Source organism: Mesorhizobium sp. M2A.F.Ca.ET.039.01.1.1 (genome assembly GCF_003998035.1).
Lineage (GTDB): Bacteria > Pseudomonadota > Alphaproteobacteria > Rhizobiales > Rhizobiaceae > Mesorhizobium.
This window is the reverse complement of the sequence record NZ_RZRY01000632.1, coordinates 1-3,658: the sequence shown is the minus strand read 5'-3', so window position 1 is coordinate 3,658 and position 3,658 is coordinate 1. Positions and strand designations below refer to the sequence as shown.

Below are 3,658 nucleotides of genomic sequence, written 5' to 3'. Positions count from 1 at the left end.
GGTCACGGTCGAGGCCGGCGGCGGCACGGCGGAAGCCTACGCCCATGCCGGCCACGAATTCGGCTTCGTCATGACCGGTGAGGTCGAGCTGGTGGTCGACGCAACGACCTATGTGCTTAAGGCCGGCGACAGTTTTGCCTTCAAAAGCACGCTGCTGCACGCCTTCCGCAATCCGGGAGCGGAGCGATGCCAGATCCTGTGGGTCAACACGACAAAACCGTCCGAGGTGCGCGATGGCGCCTGATGCGCTCGTTCGGTTGCAGAAAGTCTCGAAAGTCTTCCCCGGCGGCATTGTTGGTCTTGATAGCGTCGATCTCGACATCGCTCCGGGCGAATTCCTGACGCTGCTTGGTCCCTCCGGCTGCGGCAAGACGACGAGCCTCCGCGTCATTGCCGGCTTCGAAAGCCCAACCAGCGGCAATGTCCTGCTCGAAGGCCGCGACATCACGGGCTTGCGGCCCTTCGACCGGCCGGTGAACACCGTCTTCCAGGACTATGCGCTGTTCCCGCACATGGATGTCGCGGCCAATGTCGGCTTCGGACTGTCGCTGCGCAAAATGTCCGGCACCGAGCAGGCAAAACGCATCCGCGAGGCGCTCGACATGGTTGGCCTCGCCGACAAGCTGCGCGCCCGCGTCTCCGAATTGTCCGGCGGCCAGCGCCAGCGCGTCGCGCTAGCTCGCGCCATTGTCTGCGAGCCGCGCGTGCTCCTTCTCGACGAGCCGCTGTCGGCGCTCGACGCGCATCTGCGCGAGCAGATGCAGGTCGAATTGAAACGGCTGCAGTCGCGGCTTGGCACCACCTTCGTCATGGTTACCCACGACCAGACCGAGGCGCTGTCGATCTCCGACCGCATCGTCGTCATGAACAAGGGCCGCATCGAGCAGATCGCAGCGCCGGCAACGCTCTACGACCGGCCCGCGACGCGCTTCGTCGCCTCCTTCATCGGCACGATGAATCTCTTGCAGTCGCTCTTCGTCGGCCGAGACGGCGAACGCCTGCGCTTCGCCGCCGGCGAGCTGCCGCTGGAGGCGACCTCAGACAGCAGCGAGACGCCGGCCGCCGGCGACACCCGCACCATTGGCGTGCGCCCGGAAGATCTTCTCGCCGCCAGCGAATCCGGCGAGGGCACCGCGCCGGCGCGGGTCAGCGGTGTCGTCTTCCACGGCCGCACGCTGCGCCTGCATGCCGAGCTCGGGCAGGGGACTGCGATAGTCATCGACGCGCCGCGGCGCGCCGACGGTTTTCAATTCAGCGTCGGCGACGTGGCGCATGTCAGTCTGCGGCGCGGCGCCAACTGCCCCATGCTTTCCAGCTGACGGACAGGGCTCAAGACTCAAGAAGCCTTGGCGAAGAATCCCTGATAGTCGGACTTGGCCTGCAGCAGGCGCAGGATGTTCTCGCGTGAGCCGCGCACATGCGCGCGGGCGCGCTCGCCGGCCAGAGCCACATCGCCGGCGCAGATCGCGTCGACGATGCCAGCGTGCTCCTCGCGGGTAAGCTTCCATTCGTCCAGCCACAGAAGCTCGGTCCAGACATATTGCTGGCACTTGTCGAGGATGCCGCAGAGCATGCCATGGAGCATCTCGTTTCCGCCGATTTCGGCGATCACCCGGTGCAGGTCGATGCCGACCTGGAGCTCCTCGAATTTTTCGCGCGTGCTGCGATCCGGGATCGCCGCCAGCCTTTCGCATTCGGCGAGCATCTCGCGCAATTTCGCCTTGTCGGCGGCGCTCGCATTGGCCGCGGCCAGCTCGGTCGCGCGGCCATCAAGCAATTCGCGGATGTCGAAGGCCTCGCGGAACATGGTGATGTTGAATTCGGCCACCACATAGCCCTGGCGCGGCCGGCCGATCACCAGCCCGTCGCGTTCCAGCCGGTTGAAGGCTTCACGCACCGGCGTGCGGCTGACCTTGAGGCGCTCGGCGATCTCGTTTTCCGTCACGCGGCCGCCCGGCGGGATCTGGCCGGTGATGATCAACGCCTTCAGCTTCTCGAAGACCGAGTCGCGCAGCGTGTTTTTTCTTTCCTTGCTCAAACGTCCCGCCTCCAACGGTCAGTCATGGAATCGCAGTCTAGTGCCTTTTAGCGCCCGCTTGAACAGACCCTGTCGCGTGCGCGGCCGCTTCGAACTGTCCCGCTTCTCCACCATCAAAAACCTGAAGCCCATGTTGACATCGGCTTCCGTCGAATTACACTCAAAATTGTATACAAATTAGCATACCAAATCAACGATAACGGGAACACCGGTTGGAGAAGCGAAAATGACGAAGAGACTTTTTATTCACGGCCTGGCGATTGCCGGGCTGCTGGCATCGGCCGCCGTTCCGGCGTCGGCCGCCGACACCATCACCGTCGCCTCATGGGGCGGCACCTATCAGGAAGCACAAACCAAGGCCTTCTTCGATCCGACGGCCAAGGAACTCGGCATCACCATCAAGCAGGACACCACCAACGGCCTCGACGACGTGCGCCTGCAGGTCACCGGCAACGCCGTCAAATGGGATATCACCGAGCTTGGCGCCGACGAATGCGCGCGCGGCTCCAAGGAAGGCCTGTTCGAGAAACTGGACTACAATGTCATCGACAAGACCGGCATCAATCCCAAGCTCGTGCATGACGACTGGGTCGGCATCTCCTACACGTCCGTCGTGCTGATCTACCGGACCGATGTCTTCGGCGACAAAGGCCCGAAGACCTGGGCCGATTTCTGGAACGTCGAGAAATTCCCCGGCCGCCGCGCGCTCTCCGGCAGCCAGGCGACGGAGACGCTGAGCGTCGCCGCTCTCGCCAAGGGCATTCCAATCGACAAGGTCTACCCGGTCGACATCGACGGTGCGCTGCAATCCGTCGACAAGATCAAGGGTCATATCGATGCCTGGTGGACCTCCGGCGCACAGGCCATGCAGCTCGTCAAGGACGGCGAGGTCGATATGGCCAGCATCTGGAACGGCCGCGCCGGCACACTGAAGAAGAGCGGTGCGCCGGTCAGCTTCTCCTTCGACCAGGGCGTGCTGACCGCCGACTGCATGGTCATCCCGAAGGGCTCGAAGAACAAGGACATCGCCATGAAGGCGCTGGCCAAGTTCGTCAGCCCCGATCTCCAGGCCAACTTGCCGCTCTATGTCGACAACGGCCCGGCCAACGAGAAGGCTTTCGAGACCGGCAAGATCCCGCCCGAGCGCATCAAGGACATCAATTCCTCACCCGAGAACGTCAAGAAGCAGGTGCTGCAGGACCCGGCCTTCTGGCGCGACACCCTCGTCGAGGCGACGGAGAAGCTCAACAACCTGATCCAGCAATGAGGATCGTACCGGAGTGGCGTCCTTGCGGCGCCGCTCCGCATCGTTTCGCAAAAATGATCCGGAGTTGAAGGAGATGCTGTTGTCTCTCGCGCAGTCCGCGCTGCCCATCGGCATAAGCGGGATTGAGAAGCGCTTCGGCGCGGTCTCCATCCTCAGCGATCTCAGCCTCGATGTCGCGGCGGGCGAATTCCTGACGCTGCTCGGGCCGTCCGGCTCGGGAAAGACGACCTTGCTGATGATCCTGGCCGGCTTCGTGCGGGCCAATGCCGGCTCGATCAAGGTCGGAGGCGAGGAGATCATCACCATGCCGCCGCACAAGCGCAACATCGGCATGGTGTTCCAGAACTATGCGC

Annotated in this window: 5 protein-coding genes; 4 read left to right on the top strand and 1 reads right to left on the bottom strand. The window is 63.5% G+C overall.

What is annotated here, in order from left to right:
* Together EOA24_RS30795 and EOA24_RS30790 are read left to right on the top strand one after the other, a co-directional pair.
* Positions 1-244, top strand: a 244-nt coding sequence (locus tag EOA24_RS30795) for a cupin domain-containing protein (RefSeq protein ID WP_133374691.1), incomplete at its 5' end; no start/stop codon positions are given.
* The gene (locus EOA24_RS30790; protein WP_126078635.1) at positions 234-1,319 is read left to right on the top strand and encodes an ABC transporter ATP-binding protein; all 1,086 of its coding nucleotides are present in this window, start codon (positions 234-236) and stop codon (positions 1,317-1,319) included. The genes EOA24_RS30795 and EOA24_RS30790, both read left to right, overlap by 11 nt.
* A 17-nt stretch (positions 1,320-1,336) precedes the next feature.
* Here EOA24_RS30790 and EOA24_RS30785 read toward each other — a convergent pair whose 3' ends face one another.
* Positions 1,337-2,038, bottom strand: coding sequence for a GntR family transcriptional regulator (locus EOA24_RS30785; RefSeq protein ID WP_189343208.1), 702 nt, complete (start codon positions 2,036-2,038; stop codon positions 1,337-1,339).
* A gap of 226 nt (positions 2,039-2,264) precedes the next feature.
* Between EOA24_RS30785 and EOA24_RS30780 the strand changes: the two genes are divergently transcribed.
* Together EOA24_RS30780 and EOA24_RS30775 are read left to right on the top strand one after the other, a co-directional pair.
* Positions 2,265-3,305, top strand: a complete 1,041-nt coding sequence (locus EOA24_RS30780) for an ABC transporter substrate-binding protein (RefSeq protein WP_127410425.1) — start codon at positions 2,265-2,267, stop codon at positions 3,303-3,305.
* Positions 3,306-3,384: 79 nt separating this feature from the next.
* Positions 3,385-3,658, top strand: a 274-nt coding sequence (locus EOA24_RS30775) for an ATP-binding cassette domain-containing protein (protein WP_127410426.1), incomplete at its 3' end; no start/stop codon positions are given.

What these genes read in the sequence shown, in the direction of transcription:
- EOA24_RS30790 (WP_126078635.1), top strand. Translation starts at nt 234, where the DNA reads ATGGCGCCTGATGCGCTCGTTCGGTTGCAGAAAGTCTCGAAAGTCTTC.
- EOA24_RS30780 (WP_127410425.1), top strand. Translation starts at nt 2,265, where the DNA reads ATGACGAAGAGACTTTTTATTCACGGCCTGGCGATTGCCGGGCTGCTG.